The organism is Oscillibacter sp. CU971 (assembly GCF_905219725.1).
Classification (GTDB): domain Bacteria; phylum Bacillota; class Clostridia; order Oscillospirales; family Oscillospiraceae; genus Oscillibacter.
Genome location: NZ_CAJMXG010000258.1, coordinates 1 through 3,634, shown reverse-complemented (window position 1 = coordinate 3,634; position 3,634 = coordinate 1). Strand labels below are relative to the sequence as shown.

The 3,634-nt window shown below is 53.3% G+C and carries 3 protein-coding genes; all 3 read right to left on the bottom strand.

Translation table 11 applies throughout. The features are described from left to right. Positions 1–226 precede the first annotated feature (226 nt). Positions 227–1,381, bottom strand: coding sequence for a hypothetical protein (locus JX325_RS13660; protein ID WP_204791646.1), 1,155 nt, complete (start codon positions 1,379–1,381; stop codon positions 227–229). 3 nt (positions 1,382–1,384) lie between these two features. After that, positions 1,385–1,612 (bottom strand): hypothetical protein, encoded by a 228-nt coding sequence (locus tag JX325_RS13655; RefSeq protein WP_204791645.1) that lies wholly within the window; start codon positions 1,610–1,612, stop codon positions 1,385–1,387. Between the two features lie 1,012 nt (positions 1,613–2,624). After that, the coding region (locus tag JX325_RS13645; RefSeq protein WP_204791643.1) for a PcfJ domain-containing protein at positions 2,625–3,634 on the bottom strand (1,010 nt) is incomplete at its 5' end.

Genomic DNA, 3,634 nt, shown 5'->3' with positions numbered 1-3,634 from the left:
TCAAACCTTACGGCTGCAAGGGATTGACGTATGTTGTAGGGTTTGTAAGTCTTTTTTTAAGAAAGTTTATAGAAATACCTATTTATAAAACATATGTGTATTAGGGAAATATATGGGAGCGAAACCTGAAAAAAAGTCTTACAAATCCTACAAGTCAAATCCGGAACTTTTTCGCTGTTTTCAGCTCCGGCGTGTATTTATCCATTCTTCTCACTGGACGTATTTTTCAAAATAGCCGCAGCTGTTCTTCTTCCGGCGGTTTCCGGGCTTTCATATCCTCCCGCTGCCGGAGCAGTTCCTGAATCCGTTTGCCGCCCAGCAGCTTTCCCAACTGGCACTGCTTTGAGGTCTCAAGGCTTGTCCAGCCGGATTCCAGGATTGTTTTCTCTGCCTTGCGAATCCTGCGCTTTCTGGCCTCTTCCCGCCGGGCCCGCTTCTGTTCCTTCGCCGCCTTGAGATTGTCGGCGGCATGAGATACCTGGATACCGCCGGCGACGTCCCGGAGGTCCTGTATAATATCCCTGGTATCCATCCGGGCGGCCCGCAAGTTCAGAACCTCAATTTTAAGGCTGGGGTCGAAGTACAAGTCACGGTGATGCTCCAGCATGACGCGCCTGACGGCCTCCTGATGCCCGTACTTGACAATGGCCTCGCAGACGGTCAAAGATGCAGTCTGGTCCAGCAGCTTGCAGCCCTTCTCCACGCTGGTCCTCTGTTCGTCCGGGAACAGGCCGAAGCCTTTGCGGGTCCAGGTCTTTCGCAAATCGTAGAACACATTGCCTTTCTTTTGCGAAAGCTCCTTGTCGAGAACAGCACAGCGTATACAGCCTTGATACAGATGGGCGCAGTCCATGGGTCTGTACCAGGCCCTCCAGGTTTTGCTCGTGCGTCCGTAATGGCTTTGCCTCTGGCAGACACGGCCCTTGTGAGCCGCCTGGAATATTTCCCAGCGCTGTTCCGCCTCCTGCCAGACCTGCTTGTGAAGTTCGTCCACGCTGCCCTCGAAAGTATAGGGCCGGTCCGTTTGATGGCAATTACACTGGTAAACTATGTCGTCTGACTGGCCGCAGAGCTTCTCGGATTCCAGAAGCGGATGCCGGAGCGGGCACGGCTCAGAAGGGAACCGGGGGCACGGAAGCACAGGATTGTCGTTCTCCGGCCGCCAGTCAATTCCGTGCCAGGACATGTAGCCGTTCGAGAAATGCTCTCCCTTAGCCAGCAGGCCGCAGGGGGTCTCAAAGACCATATCCCGCAGCGTCTGGTATTTATACGTCCAGCCGCCTTCATAATCCTCGTACTCCCGCATCCCCGGAGGCGTGTCCTCCGGTGTATAGCCCTCCGCCAGCAGACGGCGGGTCAGTTCGTTCAGTTCTTTGCACATGGTTTATATACCAGGGCACGGAATAAGGCCAAAGTGGTTCTGCATTGTATCCCGGAGCTGGGGAACCGTCAGGCCGTATTCTTCTGAAATACATTTCTCGCAGACGATAGCCTTGTAGCCCAAGGCCCTGGAGATACGCTTTTCCCATGAGTTGGTCCGCTCGGCCCCGCAGACTGGACAGGGGATGTTGTCATACCAGATTATCTTCCGGGGTTCTGTGTACTCCGGCACGGCTCACAGCCTCCTTTCTTGTGTTTACATACCCTTATTCTTCATTTATCACGATGGGATGCTCGTNGAGAATGGGGCACTTGGAGGGCCGCTGCTGGTAAAGATTGCGTTTCAAAAGTTTGAAGTGTCTCCGGCCCTTTGTGCAGTACGAATTGCCAAAGGACTTCATGCACCCACCGCTGCAAAGTTTCACGATGTCCCAATGGGTGTATACCCCGGAACAGCCGGAACACGCTGTGGGGAAACTTTTCATCTTCTTTCTCATATGCTCTCCCTTCCGCCATAACCATTTTTATCCATTTACCCCCTTGGCCGCAACAAAGTGGGCGGGAGGGGGGTTGTCAATGGTGCGCGAAGCACAGGCATAAGCCCTTGCCGTTGACAACCCCCCTCCCGTCCGCTATCATCTGCCAAGGGGGAGAATGGATTCCACTTTGATGTNTGCGCCGAGTCAGGATGTTTGTTCCCTCCAGCGCTCTGTGGATTCGCCGGGAAAGCAATGCCCACTGTATTCCCAGACGCCNGGCCGGCCTGGATTCACGGGATAAGTAATGCGCTTGAAAGTTATGTAGGTTTCCCGCCATTTGCCTGTGGCCGGGTCCAGCTTCTCACCAAGCGGCTCCCCCACCTGGACCAGCTCAGAAGTCATACAGAGCGGCGGCAGGCTGTCTATCAGAATATCCACCGTATCCTCGGTCACATAGTTTCCGATATGCGAAGCCTGACAGCTGAAATTGTCCCAGGTCAGGACTTCCTTTCCATTATACGTCATGATTTGCCCCCCCCTTTCGGATTCTGATGAATGTCTATCTTGTCACGCGGTTTCTGTGGCGTTGACTGTTCCGGAGGTTCAGTTCCCCAATACCGGGAAGCCGCTCCCAAAGACAGGTTTTGACTTCTTCGATATACTTTTTGGAATATCGGCCCTGAAGTCCGGTCCGCTTGTCAGAATAGCCGCTGGCGTCCTGCGAAGGACGCAAAAAAGAACCGGACAAAAGCCAATCCCGCAGCTTCAAGCGGCCTCGTACACAACAGCTTGCAGGACTTCTCGCTTCCAATGGTCTATAAAATCCTGAACCGTATGTGTTGGGTCCTGATTACCCTGGCCGCGCACCTGGACGATTCTCCGGTGACGGACCTCAATCGTATAAAAGGGCTTGGCCTCGTTTTTACTTCGCCGCAGGAACAGAATCAGGCACTTTTTTTGGGCGATTCTTTTGACGTATCCACCGACACAATGATGCAGGACATTGCCCTCCCGGATGATTTCGTCCGGCGTATTGGGGCGGACGATTTTCAAGCCCTTATATTCAAAATCCAGGCTGTTCCCGATATGGGCGTAGGCTGATTGGAAGCCGCGCTGTATGTTCTCGTCTTTTTGGGCCTTGATATTCTGCGCAGCNTTATCGTGGGATTTTTGCAAATCTCTGGGATACAGCACAAAACTGCTGCGCATATTATAATCCTGTCCATTACACATGTCCAGATAGTCCCGGTACTCGCTCAAAAGGTCCTGCATGTTCCGGTATCTCGGGGTTCCGGTCGGAGTTTTCCGGTCTTTCATGTACAAATATTGGGCGTCCAGATATTTGAGCAGCTTGTGAACCGTCATGTACTCCAGCGTCTCCAGGATGTCCCGCTCGACGCCATATTCCAGTTGCCAGGAGAGGAGCTCCTGTCTGTNCTTCAGATTCNCCCAGCAATATTCNTGGTACGTCTTCAGCGTTTTGAAATCAATATCCAAGCCCCGCAGGAAATCCACGTCCTCGGCGCGGACCTGCAATATTCGGTGGGTTCTGTTCTGGGTCTGGTCCAGCGGAATCTCGTTTTGGGAATCATGGCCGTATACCAGGTCCCTGGCAAGCGAGAAAAAGCCCACTTTGACGAGATGCTCCAGCCGGGGATGTTTCAAATACGCCGCCAGGAACGGTATCACCGCCATGGGCCTGTGGAAGTGCCGGTAGAACTCCGTAAGGGGGCAATACCGCCAGGGCGTATTTTCAAACACTTCGGGAAGATTCC